Genomic DNA, 22,565 nt, shown 5'->3' with positions numbered 1-22,565 from the left:
CGCCTGATTCCACTTGAGGAGCGTGAAAGCGATGACGGCGTCATCGAAGTGTCGTGCCGCCTTGGCGACCGCAGCAGCCTCTGCTGTTCTGGCCGCAGCCCCCCTCATCGGGGCCCAACCTGCCCATTCCCAGCCATACCCGCCCGATCCGCCAGCCCTGACGCTCACCGCCACCACGGTCGTCGCGGGAGACGACCTCGGCTTCACGGGGACCGGGTTCATTCCGAACGAGGGGGTGAACGCATTCCTGTTCTCGAAGCCGGTCAAGCTGGGCCGCTTCACCGCCGACGCGAACGGCACGGTGGAGGGCACCGTCACCATCCCCAAGTGGACGGATCCGGGCAAGCACATCTTCCGTCTCAAGGGAGTGAAGTCGAAGCGGTCGTTGAGCGCCAAGATCATCGTGCGCCCGTACCGGCCTCACCTCGCCGACACCGGTGAGGACCGCTCGCACGTCATGGTGGGCGGAACCGCAGCGCTGCTGGCGCTCGGGGCCGGCACGATGATGGCCGTCCGGCGGCGGAAGCACAACTGACCACCCACCGATCGGACAGTCGCGAAGCCGGTGCGATACCGGCGGCCGGCAGCGGGTCCCCCGACGCATCCGCCGGAGGACCCGCTGTCGGCCATGGCGGCCCGTGCCGCCTGAGGCCGGCTCCCCGGGGAAGGTGCCCGCCGGAGTGCAGCTGTCCCTCACACACGTCGAACGGGAAGCCCGGCGGGCTTCCCGTTCGACGTGCCGCGCCCGCCAGGGCGACCCGTGCGCCGTCGCGGGACCGGAGCCGTCCAGGAGCGGCGCCCGTGGCGTCCCGCCGCGGACGGCACCGGAGGGGCGACTCGCCTCCGGCCCCCGCTCCGGCCGCCGCGCAGACCGTCAGTGCCGCAGCGTGCCGGCCTCGAGGTTCTCCACGTACCAGGCGTACGTCCGGGTGATCCCTTCCCGCAGGCCGATACGAGGAGACCAGCCGAGCGCGGTGAGCCGGGATACGTCAAGGAGCTTGCGCGGAGTACCGTCCGGCTGCTTCGTGTCCCACTCGACGCTCCCCCGGTACCCTGCGACGTCCGCGACGAGCTCCGCCAGTTCCCGGATGGTCAGGTCCGTGCCGGTGCCGACGTTGACCGGGCTGTCCCCGTCGTAGTGCTCGATCAGGTGCAGACACGCCCGTGCCAGATCGTCCGCATGGAGGAACTCACGGCGGGGTGTGCCGCTGCCCCAGTTCACGACCCGCCGCGCACCCGACTCCTTCGCCTCGTGGAAGCGCCGCATCAGGGACGGCAGCACGTGAGAGTGCTCGGGGTGGAAGTTGTCGCCCGGCCCGTACAGGTTGGTCGGCATGGCGGAGATCCAGGGCAGACCGTACTGCCGTCGCACCGCCTGCACCTGCAGAATGCCTGCGATCTTGGCGATGGCGTAGGCGTCGTTGGTCGGCTCCAAAGGCCCCGTCAGCAGCGCCTCCTCGCGGATCGGCTGCTCGGCGAACTTCGGGTAGATGCAGCTGGACCCCAGGAACAGCAGCCGCTCCACCCCGTGCTCCAGAGCCGCGTCCAGCACGTTCACCTGGATGCGCAGGTTGTCGGAGAGGAACTCGGCGGGCCGGGTGGCGTTCGCCTTGATCCCGCCCACCCGTGCGGCGGCCAGTACCACCACGTCCGGGCGCCTGGCCGCGAACCAGTCGAACACCGCCCGCCGCTCCCTCAGGTCCAGCTCCGCCGAACCGGGCGCGACCACATCGGTGAATCCCTCATGGCGGAGTTCCCTGCGCACTGCCGAACCGGCCAGCCCGGAGCCTCCGGCCACGACCACACGGGCCGAGCGGTCGAGGGGGCGGTGCACCCTGCCGTCCGGCACCGGGACGGGGGTGTTCGCCCCCGAGGCGGCCGGAAACGTGGCACCGGTATCAGTAAAGGCGGTCATGGGCTTCGATGCCCTCCTTCGCGGACGGTGTGTCAAGAGCCGCCGACTCCGCGCCCTGTGGGGGCGGAACGTCCACGAGCCGGATGGAAATGGTACAACCACTGAAAACACGACACAACGTCATGAAGCAGACCATAGCGCCGATTTCCGTATTCTTGCCGGGTGCCAGAGGTGCCGGAGTCCGGGCCGAGAGGGAGCAGGATGCTGAAGACGAAGATCGCCGACCCCACGAGGCCCGGGACCCTTGCCCACGCGGCTCGCGCCAAGCGCTGGGCCGAACTGCTGCGATGCTTTCCCGACCTGGCCGACATGCATGTTCTCGACCTCGGCGGCACCCCGACCGCCTGGCGTGGCCTGCCCGTTCGGCCGGCCCACGTGGTGACCGTCAACCTCGACCCGCGCACGGCCCGGCATGCCGAGTCCGGAATCACGCCGGTCGTCGCGGACGCGTGCAGCCTCTCGCTGCCGACGCACATGGTCACCCGGCGGTTCGACCTGGTGTACTCGAACTCCGTCCTGGAACACGTGGGAGGGCACCACCGGCGGAAGCAGTTCGCCGACACGGTGCACAGCCACGCGGACCACCATTGGGTGCAGACCCCCTACCGCTACTTCCCCGTCGAACCCCACTGGCTGTTCCCAGGGCTTCAATGGCTCCCGTTCCCGGCCCGCGTCGCCGTCTCACGGCGCTGGGGGCATGGACACATCCCACGCGCGGGGCGTGCGCAGGCCACCCGGGACGTCCAGGAGGTCGAGCTGCTGTCCGCGGCCGAGATGCGGTCCTACTTCCCCGCTTCCACCATCTGGTTCGAACGCTTCGCAGGACTTCCCAAGTCCCTGGTCGCCAGGAAGTGAGCCGTGCCCGCCGCTTCCCGCCCCCGCTCAGGTGCGCTTTTCACCCAGCACAGCCCAGCAAAGGAACCCGCGTGACGGACAAGACCGCGCTCATCACCGGCATCACCGGCCAGGACGGCTCCTACCTCGCAGAACTGCTGCTGGAGAAGGGATACGTGGTGCACGGGATCGTCCGCCGCGCCTCGACCTTCAACACGCAGCGCATCGAGCACCTCTACCGGGATCCGCACGACCCCGGGGCGCGTCTCTTCCTGCACTACGGCGACCTGACCGACGGAACCCGGATCGCGGGGCTGCTGGAGCGGCTGCGCCCCGACGAGGTCTACCATCTGGCCGCCCAGTCCCATGTGCGGGTCTCGTTCGACGAGCCCGAGTTCACCGGGGACGCCACCGGGCTGGGTACCACGCGGTTGCTGGAGGCGATCAGGACAACGGGCCTGCCCTGCCGGTTCTATCAGGCGTCCAGCTCCGAGATGTTCGGCGCCTCCCCGCCGCCCCAGCACGAGGGCACCCCCTTCCACCCCCGCTCCCCGTACGGGGTCGCCAAGGTGTACGCGTACTGGGCGACGCGCAACTACCGCGAGGCGTACGGAATGTTCGCGGTCAACGGCATCCTGTTCAACCACGAGTCTCCTCGCCGCGGCCCGACCTTCGTCACCCGCAAGGTGGCCACGGCCGCCGCACGCATCAAGGCCGGCCTGGAGGACGTGGTCTACCTGGGCAACCTCGACGCCCGGCGGGACTGGGGGTACGCGGCGGAGTACGTCGAGGCGATGTGGCGGATGCTGCAACAGGACGAACCGGACGACTACGTGGTCGCCACCGGTGTCAGCTACAGCGTGCGCGACTTCGTCGAGCAGTGCTTCGCCCACGTCGGCCTCGACTGGCGCGACCATGTGCGGTTCGACGAGCGATACCTGCGGCCGACCGAGGTGGACGACCTCGTCGGAGACGCCTCCAAGGCCGAGCGGCTGCTGGGATGGCGCCCGACGGTGCGGGCCCCGGAACTGGCCCGGCTGATGGTCGACGCCGAGCTGAGTGCCCTTCCGCTGCCGAACTCGTCGGGCCGGAGCCATGCGTTCCGAGAACTGGCCAAACAGTAGGGCCCCCTGCGGATCACCCATCCGCCCACCCCCAGCAGCATGCGGGGTCATGCGTTTCATTGTTCCGCGCCGCACATCATTGACCGACTCCTATCATGCGGAGGCACATCGTGGACGACGTCGGCGGAATTTCCAAACGCATGCTGCTGTACCTCGTAGGAATTGGCCCGGCGGTGAATTCTCTCCTGGTGAGGCGTGACGCCTCACGGGACATCACTGCTGAGATGAATCCGTATATCGGATGGCGATTGACCGTGACACAATCGCTCACAGCAGCGCTCGTCGCACTTTCGATCATCACGATTCTCACGTCATGGCGGCAGGGTTTTCTGTTTCGAAAACGCGGCATTCTGCTGTTCGGCGGACTGCTGTTCTTTTCAGGGCCGATCATCTCGGCAGCTCTTGATGGATTCAGCAGCCCCTGGCAAGAACTCCTGACAGCCCCCCTGGTATTCACGGCATTCTGCCTGGGCCAGCCGCCACCGATAAGGCGTACAATTTCCGACGTCCGTTGTATCGCCCGGGTCTACGTATGGGGCAGCCTACTGTCGATCATCGTCGCCCCTGAATGGGCTTTTGAGCAACTCGCAAGCGCGGCAGACCTGGCGATCTACAGGGATTATCTGGGGCTCGGAGCGGGGAGGCTTATTGGATTCACAACGCACCCGAATCTTCTGGGGCCGGTGGCTGCGATTTCCCTGGCCCTGGAGGTGCACCCCCTGTTCCGGCGGCAAGGGTGGGCTTTTCACGCACTTGCCGCCGGATCCGTCCTTCTGCTGGCCCAGTCGCGTACGGCCTGGTTCTGCCTCATTGCGTTGCTGTACTTCCATCGAGTTCAGGCGCGTCAGCGACGTGGTGCACCCAAATTCACGTTGTTTATGACCTGTATCTCCTTGCTCGCTGCAGTACTTCTCGTGGACAAGTCCCAGATGCTCCTTGCCGACGCAATGAGTGACGGCGAGATCGGTACGCTGAACGGGCGCACGCTGGCGTGGGAATATGCCATGGCGGAGCTTCGACAGAATCCGCTGACCGGATACGGCCCCACTCTCTTCTCCATTGAATACCGCATGGAGGTCATGCGCGACCCGTCTCTCTTCTGGGTAGGGCAAGCGCACAATCAAGCGCTCCAGACGCTGGGAGCCTATGGAATCATTGGCTTTATCGGGCTCATTTCATTTCTTTCGGTCATGCTGGTGCACAGTAAGCGACTCTCCCGAGAAACTGGAGGGTTGCTTCTCGCTCTCCAGGTGATGATTCTGATCCGCTGCCTCACCGAGTCTCCGATGGAGCGATTGGGTGGCCTCTCATGCAACTTGATGCTCCTGGCTCTCAACTGGGCGCTCCTTCTCTCGGCTCAGGAACATCGACCGCCAGGTGATGAGGAACTCTTGACGTCCGCGCCGGTCACCTCCAAGACCCACAGCTCTCCACGGCGAATGAACGCAGCTGCGTGTCGCGCTCCCGTCATGCACTCGCCCGTCTGAGAGAGCGGGCCGCATCCGAGTGCCACACCCTTTCCACTGCCCCGCGCTGCCACGGCGACGCGCGAGCCCGCGTTCCACGGACCTACCGAGAGAAGAGCCACAATGTCGGGGTGACCCTTCTTCGACGAGCCCGTATGATCGCTCAGCACTTCGGTATCGATGTGAGCCGGTTCCCCGCGTGTTCACCCGAGAATCGTCTTGTGCAATTGCTGTCCCACTTCGAAGTCGATGTGGTCATCGATGTGGGGGCCAACCGCGGACAGTACGGAGCCATGCTCCGCAGATTCGGGTACCGGGGACGCATCGTCTCTTTCGAACCACTGAACGGACCGCTGGAGATGCTGCACCGCCGTGCGGCCACGGATGCGCTGTGGACAGTCTTTCCGTACGCGCTGGGCGACGACGATTCCACCGTGATCATCAACGTCTCCGGGAATGGCGCAGCGAGTAGTTCCATCCTGCCGATGCTCCCGAGACACCTCGACGCCTGCCCGGAGTCTGGTTATGTGGACAGCCAGGAGATCACGCAGCGTCGTCTGGAGGCTGTGTGGCCCGAAGTGACGCGCCCGGGAGACCGTGTCTTCCTCAAGCTCGACGTGCAGGGATACGAGGAGGCAGTCCTACGCGGGGCCGGAGACCATATCCACGATTGCGTCGGACTCCAGATGGAGGTCTCCTGCGTTCCTCTGTATGAGGGTGGCCTGCAGTTGGCCGAGGCACTTGACCTTGCCCAACGCCGATATGGCCTGACACTGATGGGGGTGGTGCCTGGCTTTGCTGATCAACGAACCGGTCAGATGCTTCAATGCGATGTGATGCTCTTCCGCGACGGGATTCGTGATCCTCTTCAGCCGGAATCAGGTCGTGCGCATGCACTGAAAGAGCCAAGTTCGACTCGCAACTCGCCACGCAGGAGACTGGGTGACCCGATTCATGATGGATAGAGTCGTGACATGCCCAATGTGAGGACATTGACTCGTTCCACTCTCGACCGCCTCCTCGGTCCAGCCGGGGCTCGCGTGATCACGCTGAGGGAGGAAGAGAGCAGCCGAGGGCGATACGCCCGCGCGGTGCAGAGCCTGTATGACGTCTACGTCGAGCGCGTCTTCCCTGACCTGCGGGAGCGGGAAGGTCGGCTCCCACTGCTCACGAAGCTTGTCGGGACAGAGATCAGTGAGGCGATGTTCCTTCTGCACTGGCTGCAGTCGGCGCGGGACAGTGGCGAAGGCGATGTCGTCGAGATGGGCGTCGCTCAGGGCGCCACCTCGGCGCTGCTGGCAAACGAGATTCTGAATGATCGGCAGCACTTGTGGCTGTATGACTCGTTTCAGGGCCTGTCGCGTCCCACCGCAGAGGACAGACTCATCGACGACATCGAAAACCGAGGATCGATGGACAGCTACGAGTCCGCGATGTCGTTCCCACAGCAGCTTGTCCGGCACCATCTCGCCTCCGTGGGTTTCCCCACCGAGCGCACTCACATCGTCGCCGGCTTCATCACCCCAGACGTCCGAGAACTGCCGGACCTCGTGGCGTTCGGGTATCTCGACTTCGACCTGTACAAGCCCATCCTGACGGGCCTGCGGCTGCTCGGGCCGAAGACGCGGCCTGGTTCCGTCCTGATGGTCGACGACTACCGATACTTCTCCTCCGGTCCGGAACAGGCCGTCCGGGACTTCCTCTCCGAGGACGATCGCTTCGAATTGGTTGTCGGCCCTGAGAGCGCGGGCCACTTCTGCGCCCTGGTACGACGGTAGGCCGAACGTGGTATCTGCCGAGGCCGTCCAGGGCGTCAATCGGCTTGTTCAGCGGTGAGGGCCGGTACCTGGCCGTGTATCCATGAATCAGCGGTGCCCGTCGCCGGCCGTGGCGACACGGCGGTAACGGGCTTCGTAGGAGCGCACCAGGCTCGGCCACGCGAACCGTCGGGCACGACGCAGCGCTTGGCCGCTCAGCACCATTCTGCGATCGGGGTCGCGAGCCATGCGGACAATGGCGGCAGCGACCTGATGCGGTTTCCGGACGTCAACCAGGTCTCCAGCGGTGCCGAAGCCGAGCAGCCACGGGACCGCGCCCGAGGTGCGGCCGGCCACGATCGGCAGCCCCCGCGCCATGGCTTCGAGGACCGCCATGCCGAATGACTCCTCCAGCGTGGGAGCCACGAAGATGTCAGCACGGTCCATGGCCGTGAGGACGTCCTCGGTCCGCAAGGGCCCAGCGAATACGGTTCCGTCAGCAAGACCACGCGCGCGCGCCCAGCTCTCTGCCGGGCCGCCTACTTGAAAATCCGGGCCCACCAGAATCAGTTCGACGTCACCAAGCTCTTCGCGAACCATCTGAAAGGCTCGAAGCAGGACGCTCACATTCTTCAGCGGAGAAAAGTGTGAGTTCACCGAGAGGATTTGCCGTACCGGTACGTCGCGCGTCGGCGGGCTGTTCGCGAAGAACGTGGCGGGAAGCCCGTTGGGCAAGAGAAATGCAGAACGTCGGCCGATCCCCCGGAGTCGATCTTGGATATAGGGCGAGACCGCGGCGAGTTCCCGTGTCTTACCCAGGCAACGAACCTGCATCAGCAGTCTGACCAACCGATAGGGATCGGGGTGATGACGCAGAATCGCCGGTGCCCAGTCGTGCACGCTGATGAGGCAGGGGTGCCTGCTCGCGAGCGCACCCAATCCGAACTCGTACGTCCAGTGGGCGTGAACCAGATCGGTGTCCACTGAATCGAGCAGCTCCCGCACGGTGTTCCGCTCGTGCCGGAATGCGTCCCTGGCGCGGTGCCGCGCACGATAAGGACCGACCAGAACATGCGCGGCCCCGATACGCCGATGCACCGGGACCGTTACGTCGGGACTGAGTGTGACGACCGTGATCTCGTGGTCGCTGCGGCACAGCTCCACAGCCAGTGAAGTGGCCACCGGCGCCACCATCCCCCCGGGAACGGTGCTTTCGAGAGCCGGGTCGAGCATCCGCGACAAGTGCCGGAGGTCGATGGGTGCGGCGATCGCTACTCGCATGCGGCAGCCTTCCTGGTCTTTGTCACGAGTGATGTCGGGATCAGTGCACGCTCTCGCGCGACCCGGATACCGTCGAGACGACCGCCCCAGAGGACAACCGAGACGCCCGCGAGTCCCATCGTGGCGACCTGGGCGATCAGCGTCACCGGCGTGGGCGCGAACTCCCCGATAGCACGGCCGACACCGGCAACGGCCAGCCCGACGGCCATCGCGACAGCGACGGATTGCGCATAGACCTTCAGTACCTGCCGCAGAGATCTCGGAATCACCCGGTCCATCCACAACAGGTACAGGGTGTGTTGGAGAAGGCGGCCCACCAGCACGGCGATGACCAAGCCAGGGAGTCCGCCATCGCAAACCACCACGAGGCCGGCACCCAGCAACAGGGTTGCCAGATGAAGAAATTCGATCAACGCCTTCATCGGTACTTTCCCGATCGCCTCCGCCATCGATGCAGGGAAATACACGACGACATACAGCGCTGCTGCTACCGCCAGAACGGGAACGAGCTGGGCGGCCAACTGCCAGCCTGCACCCAGCAGAACGAACACGAAATTGCTGGCGGCGGCACCGATGGCGGCCGCCATCGGCAGAAAGAGAAGAGTGGACATCGCCATACTGTCGAGGTACGCGCTCCTGAGCCTCTCATGGTCGAGTTGCATACGGCTGAAGATCGGGAAGAGCACCTTCCCGACCGCCGTGCCGATTTGTTGCAGCGGCAGTACGGCGATCAGTATGGCCCGGTTGTACTGCCCCAGCGCCTCAATGCCGGCATATCTGCCGACAAGGAGGTTGTCGATGCCGATCGTCAGGAACTCAAGAAATCCCACGAGTGACACCTTCGCGCCGAACGATGACATCTTCCTCATCGGAACGCCGGCGACCAGCAGTCGAAGGTCGTGCCTCGCGAACATGTAACTGCCGAGCGTCATCAGTGCGGACTGGCCGATGGCCGCGTACACCAGGCTCCAGATCCCTCTCCCCGTCAGCGCGCACATGAGGCCGATGCCGCAGTACCCGGCCACGTAGGAACCGAGTTCGATCAGGGCGATGGTCCGGTAGCGCATGGATCTGCGGAGGAGCCCGGTGGCGGTCGAGCCCACGGCGGAGATCACCAAGGTGAGTCCCAGCGCTCGGCACACGGAGGTCAGCCCCGCGGGAGCGCCCAGGATCGTGACGGCGTACGGCGCCAGCAGCCAGAGCACCGCATAGGCGACGAGTCCGGTCGTGATACTGAGGGTGAAAGTCGCCCGGAGGTCACGTGCTTCCAGTACGGGACGCTGCACGATGGCCGAGCTCAGACCTCCCTGCGAGAAGTGGCTCACGAAGCGGAGCACGAACAGGGCGAGCGCGAGCAACCCGAAGTCTCCCGGTGTGAGCAGCCGGCTCATCACTGCGGTGTACGCCAACTGGGCTACGAACGTTGCGAACGTCCCGAAAAGCGTCCATCGCAGCCCTTGGGTCGCTCTCGACGTGGGTCTCTCGGGCAGCGCACCTCGGATCATCGCGGTACAACTGACCGGCAGGCCGGCGCGTACATCGCCATCAGTTCAGGGCGCGGTTCGGGTGCGACGTTCACCGTCCGCTCCGCTGTGCCGGGTCGCCGTCCGACTTCACCACCACCGCGACCATCATGTTGCCGAGCCGGTTCACCGGCCGCAGCGCCTGGTAGACGGCCTTGGCCGCCGTCAGGCGCCAACGCCCCGGGAAGCGGCCCGCCACCTTGCCGACGGCGAGGTTGTGGTCCCACAGCCTGCGAAGCAGCACGACGGCCCGCGGACACAGGAGATAGCTTCGGGTGGCCTGGTTCACCAGCGAGCGATTCCACCGGAAGACATAGTTGACGAATTCTCCCTGCCGCTCCCATTCGGTGCCGATGAGCCTTCCCACCAGACCGTCGTGCGGCTCGATCACGATGACGGCCTTCCGGGCCACCCGTAGCATCTCCGTGAAACCCAGGACCGGCCGCGGCAAATGGTGCAGACCGTCCTGCACCAGTACCAGGTCATAACTGGCGTCGGGAATCTCGGCCATGTCCTCCGCGTTCAAAGGCATGGTCCGGATTTTCGGATCCAGGGTGCGGCAGACTCCAAGCGCCTCTTCGGACAGATCACTGACCGTGACGTCGGTGAAACCACAACGGCTGAGGAAGACACCCTCTCCACCCACACCACCGCACACGACGAGAACGCTCTGTCCCGCCGGGTCGAGCAGCCCCCGCGCGCGCAGCATGTCCAGGGCGACCCGCAAGCGCCGATCGCGCAGGAAACGCGTCAGCGGATCACTGGTGACATGGAAGGACCAGTCATCCCGGTTGCTGCAGATGTCCGCAGTCGCGGCACGCTGCATATCCACTCCACTTGTCACGGTTCCTCCTCCGCCGCGCGTGGCTGCCCACGCCGGATCAGTTTGACGTCGGGATTTCCGGACGTACGGCGACCGGATCTTCCCGGGCTGTATCGGAACTACTGCCAAGGACCCGCGCTCCACCGCGCATTCGGACGAGAGCCGCACCGGCGAGGAGCCGCGCGTACGGTGAGAGCCAGTACAGCGGCCATACGGGACCGGCGTGCCGCCGCGTGAACCGCAACCAGCTGCCCGGTGGAAGGCCCTTCGGGGCGCACGCCAGACGCATCCGTTGCCGGACGGTCAGAGCGGGGTCGGTCCAGCTCCCCGTCGTGGGGTTGCGCGCACAGGTGCCCAGCGTTCCGGGGGCGACCCAGACGGCACATCCGAGGCGCCTGGCGCGCAGGCCGTAGTCGAAGTCGGCCAGCCCGTGGCTGAAGCGCGCGTCGATCTGCCCGACGCGTTGGGCCACGTAACGGGGGATCAGCACCAGGTTCCCGTTCATGGTCTCGGCCCGAACCGGTCGTTCGGCCGGAGTGACCGTGGTGAACTGCACCGGGCGCAGACGGCTGCGCCGGTGAACACCCGAGTACGTCACCGCGCCGGACTGCGGATCACGCAGAGCGCCCACGACGATCAGGTCCCCCTTGTCCGAACCGGAGAGCGACCCGTGGGTGCGGAGCAAGTCCGACAGCGCTCCGGGGTCCAAGATCACGTCGTCGTTGAGCCAGAGGAGGAAGTCGTAGTCGCCCGCGGCCGACTCCGCGAATGCCATCGCCTTCGCCCAGAACAGCTTGCCGTTGCCCTGGAGCACATGGATGCCGGGCCACACCTCGCGGGCGGCGCGTGCGGTGCCGTCGGTGCTGCCGTCGTCGGTGAGCACGACACGCACGGATACCTCGGGTCCGCCCTGCCCGATCAGCGACCGCAGGCACCGGACCGTGCTCTCGCGGCGGTTGTGACAGGCGATCAGCACCACCACCCGCGTCATCGGTGCCGTCGACCACCCCGGGGCGGCCTTTTGTCCAGGCCCCTGCCTCACCGCTCGGGCGCTACGAGGGCTTCGGTACGACGCACCTCGGGAAGCTCGGACACCTGCTGTGCGACGCCCGGGGCGGCCAGTACCACGCAACCGCGGCGGCGCCCGCTCTCCATGCTGGACGGGCAGTTCGGCCAGAACGTTTCGTAGGGCGCGACGCTCTCTCCCAGGTAGTCCATCGACAGCTGCAGGTCGCCGTAGGTGTCGAATTCGTAACCGTCGTCGTCAGGAACCTTGAAGTCGTCGATGACGATGACCGAGTCCGTCCACGCCTCCGTGATGATGTCGACTTCCTCCCGGAGGGGAAGGTCTTTCTCCCAGTGGGCGTCCAGGTAGAACAGGACCCGCGAGTGGGGGAACCGGGAGTCGTCGCGCAGCGTCCGCAGCGCGTTCCGGGAGTCCTCGTTGAGCACCCGGACATCTGGGTTTCCGCGGAAACGCCTCTCGGCGCAGCGTGCGAACCCGCTGTTCTTTTCCACGGTGTACACGGGAGCACCGGAGAGGTGCCACAGGAACTGCGTCGAACCTCCGCAGTAGGTACCCGATTCGAAGATCGCCCGGGGCTGGAGTTCGCGGACCAGGGAGCGGAACAGGTTCTGACGGAATCGCTGCCCGTTGAGGGCGGCGGGCCACGGCCCGTAGAGCCATGGCCGCATGGTGCGGATGGGTTTGGTGATCGTGCGCCGGAGCCGAACGGGCAGGACGTCGTACGCGCGCCCCTTGATCCGGCTGCCCGTCGGCCTTGGAACAGTCATTTCACTGACACCCTTCATGGATGGGGCCGGCCGGTCTGGTGTACTTCCTCAAGTCGGCTCAAAGCCGCGTTCCGAGCATATGCAGCAAACCGTCACAGAAGCGTTCTGCCATGCCGTCCGCCGTGTAGTCGGCGGCGTCCTTGCGGCACGCTTCACGGAGGGATTCCAGGCGGGAGCGGTCGCTCAGCACTTGCTGCACCGCCACCGCATAGGCCTCCGGATCGTCTCGGCTGACCACTGCGTTTCGTCCGTGCTCCAGATATTCGAACTCGGGCGCGTGCCAGGGCCAGTCGGTGGTGACGATGGGTGTCCGGAGAGCGAAGGAGTCCACCGCGCACAGTCCCACCCGCCCCGGCATCAGCATGACGTCCGATACCGCTCCGAGCAGCGCGACGTCCTGTCCGGCACGGTGCCCGAGAGCCAGCACCGGGCTCTCCGGGGCGAGGGCCGCGGCTTCCACCAGGGGCCGGTCGACGCCGTCTCCGGCCACCAGCAGCTTGAAGCCCGGCAGGCCGGTCGCGAGACGTCGCGCGGTTTGGAGCAGGAAGGGGATCCGCTTCGGGGTGTCAAGTCCCCCTACGTACAGAGCCGTCCGTCCGGGCGTGAGGTGGTGCTGTTCGCGCAGCGCAGCGGCTGCGGCGTGTTCGGGCGTGCCTTTGATGTCCGCGCGCTCACGCGTGACGGTCAGCTCCGTGGTGTCCACGGAGTTGCGCAGGACGGTGATCCTGTCCCGGGGGAAGCCCCGCGAGGCGACGTAGGAGGCTCCCCCTTGGGTGTAGGCGAAGAACCAGGCGGCCTGCCGCGTGAGGACGGCCTTGGCGGCTTCTTGAAGTCGGCTCGTCTGCTTGGTGTAGGTCCGGCCGTGGCCCCAGAACGCGATCCGTGGAGGGCGCCCACCCGGCCGTCGCGTCATCTGTCGCAGCAACAGCGGGTAGGCCTCCAGGTTCCGCAGTGCCTGCTCCAGTACCACCGCATCGGCGGAGGCGGCCCGGTCCGCCACCTGACGCCAGAGAAGGGACCGTCCGCCAGGAGCGGGCAGCCGTCGTGAAGGTACCTGTACCGCGCAGGCGCAGGGGGCGGCGTCGCGTCGGGCCGCCTGCTGCGGTGGTACCAGCCCGTACAGCACTTCCAGGGCAACACCTGCGGAGCTGAGCCGTTCCTCCAGGTGATTGAAGAACGACGTGCGATAGCCGGGGACGTAGGGCTGCACCACGACAACGCGCCGCCGGGTCTCTCGAGGGCCCACCGGAGTGGTCGTCATGACCGCACCTCAGGAACCTTGGCGGGAATCTCTGGGCCGTGGCGGATGAGTCGGCGCGGATTCAGGCGATCGGGTGCCTCGTTCACCACGCCGCTGTCCGCTCGTGCCGGCTGTGACGCCTGGCGCACCACCCCGTGGACGAAGCGCGCGTTGCCGAACAGGTACCGGCGCCACAGGCGGCGTGGCTCACAGCCGAGCCGGAACAGCCATTCCAGCCCGTTGTGCCGCATCCAGTGCGGTGCCTGCGGCTTGTTGCCGGCGATGAAGTCGAAGGCCGCGCCCACGGCCACGGCCACCACGGGCAGGGCGTCGCACAGTTCGGCGGCCCAGCGGTCCTGCTTCGGCGTGCCGAGTCCGACCCAGACGATGTCCGCCTCGGCGGCACGGATCTGCTCCACTAGCTGACGCCGTTCGTGGACGTGCAGGGGCCGGAAGGGCGGGGAGCAGGTGCCCACGATTCGCGCCCCGGGATAGCGCCGCCGCAGCTCCCGGTGGAGTGCGTCGAGCACCTGGGGCGTGGAACCGAGAAGGTAGTGGTTCACTTCCGTGTGCTGCGTCAGGGCGAAGACGTCCGTGAGGAGGTCGGGACCGTACACACGTGTGCTCGGCAGTACGGCGGCGGGGTGGAGCAGTCGGCTGGCCCACACGACCGGCTGCCCGTCGGGCAGGTTCAGGGAGGCCAAGCGGAGGATGTCGCGCAGCTCGGGGTCCCGGTCGGCGAGGGCGAGCGTGTAGGCGTTGGACAGGTGTACGTCACGGCCGCTCCGGATGCCGGGTTCGTCGGTGAGCCCCTGCCGTGCCTCGCGCATCCGGCCGGCCAGGTGCACGACATGGCGGGCCGCACTGTCGCGGGTGTGCGCGGTGATGGGCACACCGAGGCATTCGACCACGGGAGCGGTCACCGACATCGCCCCACTGCTCGGGGGGGCGGTCATGAGGCGGCGGCGGGGTTCGGCGTGGATCCGGCGGGCCGCGGGCCGCTGCCGGTGTGCTCCCCGACGGACAGACGTCGGCGGAAGTACGTGACGGTGTCGCACAGGCCGCGTTCCACGGGAGTCGTGGGTTCCCAGTTCAGCAACTCGCGGGCCAGGGCGATGTCCGGACGCCGCCGCTCGGGGTCGTCCTGGGGGCGGGGGATGAGCGTGATCTCGGAGCGGGACCGGGTGAGCTTGCCGATCCACTGCGCCAGCTCCAGCATCGAGACCTCATGGGGATTGCCCAGGTTGACCGGTCCGCAGTGGTCGCAGGCAAGCATGCGCAGCAGGCCTTCGACCACATCGTCGACGTAGCACAGGGACCTGGTCTGGTTGCCGTCGCCGGTGACCGTGATCGGCTCCCCGCTCAGCGCCTGGCGGATGAAGGTGGGGATCGCCCGTCCGTCGTCCGGGCGCATCCGCGGCCCGAAGGTGTTGAAGATGCGCACGATCTTGGCGTCCACGCCGCGACTCCTGCGGTACGCCATCGTCAGTGCCTCACCGAAGCGCTTCGCCTCGTCGTACACCGAACGCGGGCCCACCGGGTTCACATGTCCCCAGTAGTCCTCCGGCTGAGGGTGGACCAGCGGGTCGCCGTACGACTCGGAGGTGGAGGCCAGCAGGAAGCGGGCGCCTTTGGCGGCAGCCAGATCCAAGGCGTGCCAGGTGCCGGCCGAGCCCACCCGGAGCGTCTCCAGGGGCAGCCTCAGATAGTCCGCGGGCGACGCCGGTGACGCCATGTGGAGGACGGCGTCCACCGGCCCCGGCTCGTCCAGGCCCTGGGTGATGTCCCGGTGACGGAACTGGAAGCGCCGGTCGCCCGTGAGGTGCTCGATGTTCTCGGGGCTGGATGTCAGGAAGTTGTCCACGCAGACGACTTCGTGGTCCGCCTGAAGCAGCCGTTCACACAAATGGGAGCCGAGGAACCCGGCCCCACCCGTCACTACCGCACGCATGCAGGTCCTCTCGGCCGCCCCGCCCAGGCCGGTGGCGAGGGCGAGCTTCGGTGTCATTGCCGAAGTGTAGGTCAATGTCGTGTTTCTATTCCTTAGTCAGGAATAGTCCGATTGCTATGTTCTGAGGGCCACAATGCGCCCGGACAAGGACACGTTTCACCCGTTCTGCCGCAGAAGACGAAGGGATGCGCGATGCCGGTAACCGCTGCGAAGACGGCTTCTCACCGGCCGGTCCCCTGGGGGCGGGCGCACGCAGGAGTCCGGGCCGCCAAGCGGTTCATCGACTGCGCGGGGGCCGCCGTCCTGCTCCTGTTCGTGGCGCCGGTGCTGATCGCCGCCGCCGTCGCGGTGAAGCTCGACAGTCCGGGCCCGCTGCTGTTCCGCCAGCGCCGCACCGGTTGGCGGGGCAAGGAGTTCCACGTCCTGAAGTTGAGGACGATGCACGTCGGTTCGGAGCGCTTGCGCGTCGCTCTGGAGGAGTCCAACGAGGCCGACGGGCACCTCTTCAAGATCCGCGAGGACCCGCGGGTGACCAGGGCCGGGCGCTGGTTGCGGCGTTACTCCCTGGACGAGTTGCCGCAGCTGGTCAATGTGCTGCGGGGGCAGATGTCCCTGGTCGGCCCCCGTCCGCTCCCGGTCGTGGATTCGGCGTTCACCGGGGAGGCCCGGCGCCGCCTGCTGGTCCGCCCCGGGATCACCGGGCTGTGGCAGGTGAGCGGACGGTCCGACCTCGCCTGGGAGGACGCCCTGCGTCTGGACCTCGAGTACGTCGACACCTGGTCGATCAGGCTGGACCTGGCGATCCTCTGCCGGACCCTCCCCGCCGTGCTGCGCGGTGACGGCGCCTACTGAGCCGGCTCCCGTGCGACGAGCGGAGGGTTCACCTCCACACCCCGCGCCCCACAGGGCGTTGCGGGAGCCCCCGGGCCCCAGCGAACGAGATCAGCCAGGGAGTGACATCAGATGTCCGAGACTCGCCGTGGTGCGTCGCGGGGGCAGAAACCCCCGCTCGGTGCGGAGCGGGCCCGATGGATCGCGCGCCGGTGCAAGGAGTGGGTCCTGCCCGCCGTCATCGTGCGCCGGCTGCGCGACCGTCGCGTCAGGATGCCGCTGTACGCCGCGGCCGGACTGGTCCTGGCCGGTGCCGCCTGGATCGCGGTCACCGGCGTACTCGCCCGAAATGAGCTGCTGGCCGCCCAGCGGAGCCTGGAGACGCTGCGGCGGCAGCAGCCCCCAGCGGCCCCGGTCACCGCTGCCGGCCCGCCTGCGGCGCCGGCAGCGACAGTGCAGGACGCGGTGCGCGACGCCACCGGCCACGCCGCCCGGGCTCATCGGCTCACGACCGGCCCCGCCTGGTTCCCGGCGGCTCATCTGCCGGTTCTCGGCGGCCCCTTCCGTTCGGTGCGCGGTATTGCGGAGGCCTCCGACCGGCTGGCCCACGACGTGCTCTCTCCCCTGGTGCGCACCGTCGCGGAACTCGATTCCACCGGGACGGCCGACGGCCGGCACCTGAACCTCTCCGCGCTGCGCCGGGTGGCTCCCCGTCTCGGACAGGCCTCGCGCAGCGCATCGAGGGTGCGTGCCGATGTCGACGGCCTCCCGCACAGCACCTGGCTGCCGGCCACCGACCGGGCGCGCACCGAATTCGCCCGGCAGCTCGACCGGATCACCCCGCTCGCCCACGATGCCGCCGCGGCGGCCCGGTTGATGCCCTCGATGCTCGGAGCCGACGGACCGCGGCGGTATCTGGCGGTGTTCGAGAACACCGCCGAGGCTCGTGGAACGGGTGGGCTGCCCGGAGCCTTCGCGGTGCTCAGGGCGGAGCGGGGCCGGCTGAGCTTCGAGCACTTCGGCAACGACACCGAACTGGCCGAGGCCTATGCCGACGTCGACCTGGGAGCGGAGTTCGACGGGCTCTACGGTCCCAGTGCCCCGACCCGGACCTGGGTCAACTCCAACATGAGCCCGCACTTCCCGTACGCGGCGCGGATCTGGGCCGCGGCGTGGCAGCGGCACAGCGGCCAGAGGGTGGACGGCGCCTTCGGCCTGGACCCCGGTGCGGTCTCCGGGCTCCTCACCGCCTCCGGCCCTGCCCGGCTGCGCGACGGGAGCGCCGTCACCGCCCACAACGTCGTGGATCTCAGCGAGCGCGCCAGCTACGCGCTCCACCCGGACTTCAGACGGCGCAAGGCGTACTTCCTCGATGTGGCGCGCGCGGTGGCCATCCGGCTGCTCGGCGCGTCGACGGACCCCACGCGCCGGACCGCACTCTTCTCGGCCCTGCACCGGCAGTTGGGAGACGGGCGGATCAAGGTGTGGAGTGGGCACGCGGCGGAGCAGCGCGAGCTCCTGGCGCGGTCGTTCGGCGGCGCCCTGCCCGCAGGATCCGCTCCCCTGGCCGGACTGGTCGTCAACAACGCGGCGGGCACGAAGCTCGACTACTACCTCGACCGCCGGCTCGTATGGGCACCGGGCCGGTGCGTCGACGGCCGGCGGGAGGTCACCGTGACCGCGCGCCTGGCCAACCGGGCTCCTGTCTCGGGACTCCCGCCGTATGTCGTCCAGCGGGTGGACGATCCGCCCTACGGCACCCGGCCGGGTGACAACCGCCTCCTGGTGTCCTATTACGCCAGTGCCGGCGCCATCCTGTCGGGTGCCACCCTGGACGGACGCGCGGCTCAGCTCAGCCACGGCACCGAGCGGGGCCACCCGGTCTTCACCCTCGACGTGGAGTTGCCCGCGGGCGCCGCGCGCACCCTCGTACTCCACTTGCTGGAGCGTCCGGCGGACCGTTCTGCGCACGTGCTGCGTCAGCCCCTGGTGCACCCCCTGCGGGCCAAAGCGCTCCCGAGCGGTCCGTGCACCGGCTGATCCGCCTGCTCAGCGGTACGGGATCCGGTTCCGGGTCGGCTGTGCCGGAACGCGCACCTCGCCGACACCGATGGGCGGCTCCGGCCGACTCGGCGAGAGAGGGAGCGTTTTGGACGTGTATCGCAGATACGATCACGTAGCTACCGAATGTCAATGTTGTTGCCGTTTTGCACACTTGGGATGGATATCTTGGATCTGTCCGACTACCTTCGGTTCCTGGTCAGGCGCTGGCGCATCATCGCGGCGCTGGGCCTGCTGGGAACAGCGGTCGGCGTGTTCGTCACCCACACCACCACACCGCAGTACCAGGCCACCTCGACCCTCTTCGTGTCGCTCCAGGACTGGGACGACACGGTCAAGCTCAATCAGGGCAACAGCTTCGCCCAGGCTCGCGTCCGCTCCTACGCGGAAGTGGTCACCAGCCCTTACGTGACCGAACCGGTCGCCGAGTTCCTGCGCCTGGACCTGACGCCCTCACAGCTGGCCCAGAAGATCACCACGGAGGTGCCTCTCGAAACGGTACTTCTCAAGATCACCGTCACCGACACCAAACCGTCCCGGGCGGCCCGGATCAGCAACGCGGTCGCCCACCGCTTCGCCGAGGTCATCGCCAAGATCGAACGACCGGAGGGCGCACGGCTCTCGCCCGTCCGGCTGAGCATCACCGAGCACGCCACCAGGCCCAAGACACCGACCTCCCCGAACCTGTTCCTCAACCTCGCACTCGGGCTCGTGGCCGGCCTGGGCCTCGGAACCGGCCTGGCGGTCGCGCGGGAGTCGCTGGACACCTCGGTGCGCAGCCGCAACGACCTCACCCGGTGTCTCGCCGAAACCGGCGGACCGGCCGTACTCGGCAGCGTCGTCCTCGACCAGAGTGCCTCCCGGCACGCGGTGGCGGTGGACGACGACTCGTTCGGCCGGCGGGCGGAAGACTTCAGGCGGCTGCGCACCAACCTCCGGTTCGTCGACGTCGACGCTCCGCCCAAGGTCATCGCGGTCACCAGCGCGGTGCCCGCCGAGGGGAAGACGAGCATCTCGATCAACCTGGCGTCCTCCCTGGCCGAGTTCGGTTCCTCGGTCTGCCTGGTCGACGCCGACCTGCGGCGCCCCAGCGTGGCCTCCGCGCTCGGCCTGGTTCAGGACGCCGGACTGACCACCGTTCTGATCGGCCAGGCGAACGCCGAGAACGTGATGCAGTCGGCGGGTTCATTCTCGGTGCTCGCCAGCGGGGTGCTGCCGCCGAACCCCGCGGAGATGCTGGGCTCGGAGCAGTTCCGCGCCGTGGTGCGCTCGCTCGCCGACAGGTTCGACCATGTGGTGATCGACACCGCACCGGTCCTCCCGGTCGCGGACACCCCCGCGATGGCCTCGGCGGTCGACGGCTACCTGCTGGCCGCCCGGTACGGAAAGAGCTCACGGGGCCAGGTCACCGACGCCGTGCGCGCCCTGCAAGACGTGGGCGCCACGGTGCTCGGCAGCGTCCTCAACATGGTGCCCGCCAAGCGCGACAGCGAGCAGTACGGCTACGGGTACCGCCCCAAGCCCTCGGGACGCCGCGAGCGGCTCCGGCTCATGGCCCGGCTCATGCTCCGGCCACGGCTCCGCCGCCGCGGCCGGCCGGCGACGATCGGCACCTTCCCCGCGCCGGCCACACCGACGGGAAAGGACACCACTCCGGTGGCTGCCCAGGAAGGCGGAGACCATCACTGACCGCGCAGAGGACGCCGCGGCCGGCCCGGGCCGCGCCCGGCAGGTGCCGCGCCGTCGGCCAGGCGGACGTCGGCGCGGGAGACCCGGCAGGACGGTTCGCGGCTCCCGGCCGATGGCCCGGTGCGGGCGGATGCGTGCACTCCCGGCCCTCGCGGCCGCGGTCCTGGGAGGCTCGGCACTGCTCACCTCCTGTACGGCTGACGACCGCTCACCGGTGCGCACGCAGGCCGCTGCCGGGTCTGCCGCCGGGCCGGTCGAGCAACTGAGAGTCAGGGTCCTCGACGTCCTGCCCCACGACCCGAAGGCCTACACGCAGGGCCTGGAGCTGGCCGGGCGAACCCTCTACGAGGGGACGGGCATGGCCGGTGAGTCGTCGATCCGCCGGGGCCCGCCCGGCCGGCCTCCCACCGTCCGTGCCGACCTGCCGGCGCCACTGTTCGGGGAGGGGATCACCGTCCTCGGACGGACGCTGTGGCAGTTGACCTTCCGGGACCGCATCGCCATCGAACGAGACGCCGAAACCCTGGCCGAGCTGCGTCGTCTCCCCTACCCGGCGGAGGGCTGGGGCGTGTGCCACCAGCCGGGGCACGGGCGCCTGGTCACCAGTGACGGCTCCGCTCGGCTTACCTTGCGGGACCCGCGCACGCTGGCCCCGACGGGTGAACTCCTCGTCACTCTTCGAGGCCGGCCGGTGCCGCAGCTCAACGAGCTGGAATGCGTGGGCGACCGTGTGTACGCCAATGTCTGGCCCTCCGACCGAATCGTGCGCGTCGACACGGGTACCGGCGCGGTCACCGCTCAGATCGATGCCTCGGGACTGCTGCCCTCGAAGGAGCGGCGGCCCGCCGAGGTGCTCAACGGCATCGCCGCCATCCCCGGCACCGACGAGTTCCTGCTCACCGGCAAGTGGTGGCCGAAGATGTTCCGGGTGGCTTTCGTCGCCGGGTGATCCGGTCCCGGTCCGGCCGGCCCGGCCGCGCGGTGGCCGCCTCGTCGGGGCCGTGCCGCACGCAGCTCCGCCAGCGGGAAGGCGGAGCTCTGGCACGCGCCGGCGCTGGAGAAGGTCCTGGCGTCGGGTCGCTCCCCGGCGATGGCGTCGCTCTCGGAGGAGACCTCCGGGCCCCGGCTTCGACCACTTCGGGTTCTCGACTCCGGCGGATCGCAGACGCGTCGGAGAACGCCCTCCGGCTACTACTTCCGTCGCCGCAGCCCGCGCAGACCGAGCAGGGCGGCGCACGCCACGGCCACGACGATGGCGCCGGTCCTGAGGTCGCCGCCGAACCCGTCGCCGGCGGCGCCGTCGTCCCGCGCGGCCGAACCGCCACTGCCGGACGAGGCGCTGGATCCCCCGGGGGCGTCCTGTCCCTCCACCGGGCTGTCCGCCCCTTCGGCGCCGTACATCAGCCTCTTGCCGTCCGCGGTGTAGGTGACGGACTCCCCCTGCCCGAGGAACGGCACGCCGAGCCGCTCCTTCCGTGTGATCTTCCCGCCGTTCCAGTCGTAGGCGATCGCTCCGAAGTAGCTGCGGACGACGAGGTGTTCGCCGTCCGGGGAGAGCGTGGCGTCGGTGGCCTCCAGGTCGGGGACGGCCGCGACGGGCCGGAACGTGTTCGCCCCAGAGGGGGAGAGCCGGGCCGGGCCCTCGTACAGGTGCCCGCCCTTCTCGTTCTTGTCGACGATGTAGACGCGGCCGGTCTTCGGGTGCACGACGAGGGACTCGGCGTCCCGCGCGCCGTCGGAGTACTTCACGACGTACTGCGTGGCCTTGATCGTCTGGTCGCGCAGGTTCTTCGGCTCGGGCAGCCGGTAGATCCAGACGTACGGCCAGGTGCCGCCGAGGTTGTCGCCTATGTCGCCGACGTAGATCTGGTTGTCCGGCCCGATGGAGACGGCCTCGACGTCGCGCGGGCTGCCCACGCCGGACAGGGTGACCGTGGCGACCGTCTCGCCGGTCGAGCTGTCGACGGCGTAGAGGTAGGCTCCGTCGTCGCTGTCGTTGTGGGTCCAGTAGATGCCGGGGTGCTGTCGCGAGGCCGCCAGGCCGCTGGACTCGGTGATGCGCGGGTCCTTGATCGTGAACTTCTCGTCGCCGTCGGCGGCGGAGGCGGGCACGGCGAGAGCACCCGTGAGAAGGGCCGCGGCGAGAAGGGCGAACGGTCTGCGCATGCCCCAAGCCTGCCATCTGGCTCCGCAGTTCACCGGCGTAACGGATCACAGGCCCGACGGCCGGCCGTGGGGCGTGTCCCGGCTCACACCCCGTCGGCCGTCGAGATCGT

Annotated in this window: 20 protein-coding genes; 10 read left to right on the top strand and 10 right to left on the bottom strand. The window is 68.1% G+C overall.

The window, feature by feature from the left end; genetic code table 11:
* Window positions 1-235 precede the first annotated feature (235 nt).
* On the top strand, window positions 236-535 hold the full coding sequence (locus tag ACIQHQ_RS12230; protein ID WP_402611853.1) for an LPXTG cell wall anchor domain-containing protein: 300 nt from the start codon (window positions 236-238) through the stop codon (window positions 533-535).
* A 339-nt stretch (window positions 536-874) separates the two neighbouring features.
* Here the strand turns inward: ACIQHQ_RS12230 and ACIQHQ_RS12225 are convergent, their stop codons facing one another.
* A complete protein-coding gene (locus ACIQHQ_RS12225) occupies window positions 875-1,915 on the bottom strand; it encodes a GDP-L-fucose synthase family protein (protein ID WP_402611852.1) in 1,041 nt (346 codons plus the stop codon).
* A gap of 201 nt (window positions 1,916-2,116) precedes the next feature.
* Here ACIQHQ_RS12225 and ACIQHQ_RS12220 point away from each other — a divergent pair, with 201 nt between their 5' ends.
* The 5 genes from ACIQHQ_RS12220 (at window position 2,117) to ACIQHQ_RS12200 (ending at window position 7,117) form a co-directional block, all read left to right on the top strand.
* On the top strand, window positions 2,117-2,770 hold the full coding sequence (locus tag ACIQHQ_RS12220) for an SAM-dependent methyltransferase (RefSeq protein WP_402611851.1): 654 nt from the start codon (window positions 2,117-2,119) through the stop codon (window positions 2,768-2,770).
* Between the two features lie 71 nt (window positions 2,771-2,841).
* A complete protein-coding gene (gene gmd, locus ACIQHQ_RS12215; protein WP_402611850.1) occupies window positions 2,842-3,873 on the top strand; it encodes a GDP-mannose 4,6-dehydratase in 1,032 nt (343 codons plus the stop codon).
* A gap of 110 nt (window positions 3,874-3,983) precedes the next feature.
* Entirely contained in the window at window positions 3,984-5,360 is a 1,377-nt protein-coding gene (locus tag ACIQHQ_RS12210) for an O-antigen ligase family protein (RefSeq protein ID WP_402611849.1), read from the top strand.
* Between the two features lie 134 nt (window positions 5,361-5,494).
* On the top strand, window positions 5,495-6,304 hold the full coding sequence (locus ACIQHQ_RS12205) for an FkbM family methyltransferase (protein WP_402611848.1): 810 nt from the start codon (window positions 5,495-5,497) through the stop codon (window positions 6,302-6,304).
* Window positions 6,305-6,313: 9 nt separating this feature from the next.
* Window positions 6,314-7,117, top strand: coding sequence for a TylF/MycF/NovP-related O-methyltransferase (locus ACIQHQ_RS12200; protein WP_402611847.1), 804 nt, complete (start codon window positions 6,314-6,316; stop codon window positions 7,115-7,117).
* An 87-nt stretch (window positions 7,118-7,204) separates the two neighbouring features.
* Here ACIQHQ_RS12200 and ACIQHQ_RS12195 read toward each other — a convergent pair whose 3' ends face one another.
* The 8 genes from ACIQHQ_RS12195 to ACIQHQ_RS12160 all read right to left on the bottom strand — a co-directional run bounded on the left by ACIQHQ_RS12195 (window position 7,205) and on the right by ACIQHQ_RS12160 (window position 15,708).
* Window positions 7,205-8,377, bottom strand: coding sequence for a glycosyltransferase family 4 protein (locus tag ACIQHQ_RS12195; protein WP_402611846.1), 1,173 nt, complete (start codon window positions 8,375-8,377; stop codon window positions 7,205-7,207).
* Window positions 8,368-9,882 (bottom strand): lipopolysaccharide biosynthesis protein, encoded by a 1,515-nt coding sequence (locus tag ACIQHQ_RS12190; RefSeq protein ID WP_402611845.1) that lies wholly within the window; start codon window positions 9,880-9,882, stop codon window positions 8,368-8,370. Before ACIQHQ_RS12190 ends, ACIQHQ_RS12195 begins: the two co-directional genes overlap by 10 nt.
* Window positions 9,883-9,952: 70 nt before the next feature.
* Complete coding sequence (locus tag ACIQHQ_RS12185) at window positions 9,953-10,726, bottom strand: class I SAM-dependent methyltransferase (RefSeq protein WP_402611844.1); 774 nt, start codon at window positions 10,724-10,726, stop codon at window positions 9,953-9,955.
* A 55-nt stretch (window positions 10,727-10,781) separates the two neighbouring features.
* On the bottom strand, window positions 10,782-11,714 hold the full coding sequence (locus ACIQHQ_RS12180; protein ID WP_402611843.1) for a glycosyltransferase family 2 protein: 933 nt from the start codon (window positions 11,712-11,714) through the stop codon (window positions 10,782-10,784).
* A gap of 47 nt (window positions 11,715-11,761) precedes the next feature.
* On the bottom strand, window positions 11,762-12,517 hold the full coding sequence (locus ACIQHQ_RS12175) for a hypothetical protein (RefSeq protein WP_402611842.1): 756 nt from the start codon (window positions 12,515-12,517) through the stop codon (window positions 11,762-11,764).
* Window positions 12,518-12,575: 58 nt separating this feature from the next.
* On the bottom strand, window positions 12,576-13,778 hold the full coding sequence (locus tag ACIQHQ_RS12170) for a glycosyltransferase family 4 protein (protein ID WP_402611841.1): 1,203 nt from the start codon (window positions 13,776-13,778) through the stop codon (window positions 12,576-12,578).
* Complete coding sequence (locus ACIQHQ_RS12165) at window positions 13,775-14,713, bottom strand: WecB/TagA/CpsF family glycosyltransferase (RefSeq protein ID WP_402611840.1); 939 nt, start codon at window positions 14,711-14,713, stop codon at window positions 13,775-13,777. Before ACIQHQ_RS12165 ends, ACIQHQ_RS12170 begins: the two co-directional genes overlap by 4 nt.
* Window positions 14,710-15,708: a UDP-glucuronic acid decarboxylase family protein gene (locus ACIQHQ_RS12160; RefSeq protein WP_402612170.1), complete on the bottom strand. Its 999-nt coding sequence runs from the start codon at window positions 15,706-15,708 to the stop codon at window positions 14,710-14,712. The genes ACIQHQ_RS12165 and ACIQHQ_RS12160 overlap by 4 nt, the downstream gene beginning before the upstream one ends.
* 192 nt (window positions 15,709-15,900) lie before the next feature.
* Between ACIQHQ_RS12160 and ACIQHQ_RS12155 the strand changes: the two genes are divergently transcribed.
* From ACIQHQ_RS12155 to ACIQHQ_RS12140, 4 genes are all read left to right on the top strand, one after another.
* Complete coding sequence (locus tag ACIQHQ_RS12155; protein WP_402611839.1) at window positions 15,901-16,560, top strand: sugar transferase; 660 nt, start codon at window positions 15,901-15,903, stop codon at window positions 16,558-16,560.
* A gap of 111 nt (window positions 16,561-16,671) precedes the next feature.
* A complete protein-coding gene (locus tag ACIQHQ_RS12150) occupies window positions 16,672-18,579 on the top strand; it encodes a DUF4012 domain-containing protein (protein ID WP_402611838.1) in 1,908 nt (635 codons plus the stop codon).
* Between the two features lie 180 nt (window positions 18,580-18,759).
* Entirely contained in the window at window positions 18,760-20,289 is a 1,530-nt protein-coding gene (locus ACIQHQ_RS12145; RefSeq protein ID WP_402611837.1) for a polysaccharide biosynthesis tyrosine autokinase, read from the top strand.
* 130 nt (window positions 20,290-20,419) lie between these two features.
* Window positions 20,420-21,238, top strand: coding sequence for a glutaminyl-peptide cyclotransferase (locus ACIQHQ_RS12140; RefSeq protein WP_402611836.1), 819 nt, complete (start codon window positions 20,420-20,422; stop codon window positions 21,236-21,238).
* Window positions 21,239-21,480: 242 nt separating this feature from the next.
* Here the strand turns inward: ACIQHQ_RS12140 and ACIQHQ_RS12135 are convergent, their stop codons facing one another.
* Window positions 21,481-22,455 carry a WD40 repeat domain-containing protein gene (locus tag ACIQHQ_RS12135; protein ID WP_402611835.1) on the bottom strand — a complete coding sequence of 325 codons (975 nt, stop codon included), beginning with the start codon at window positions 22,453-22,455 and terminating at the stop codon, window positions 21,481-21,483.
* Window positions 22,456-22,565: the final 110 nt, after the last annotated feature.

Origin of the sequence: Streptomyces sp. NPDC092370 (genome assembly GCF_044755265.1) — a bacterium.
GTDB lineage: Bacteria > Actinomycetota > Actinomycetes > Streptomycetales > Streptomycetaceae > Streptomyces.
The sequence above is the reverse complement of the archived record's forward strand: the minus strand, read 5'-3'. Positions and strand labels throughout refer to the sequence as shown.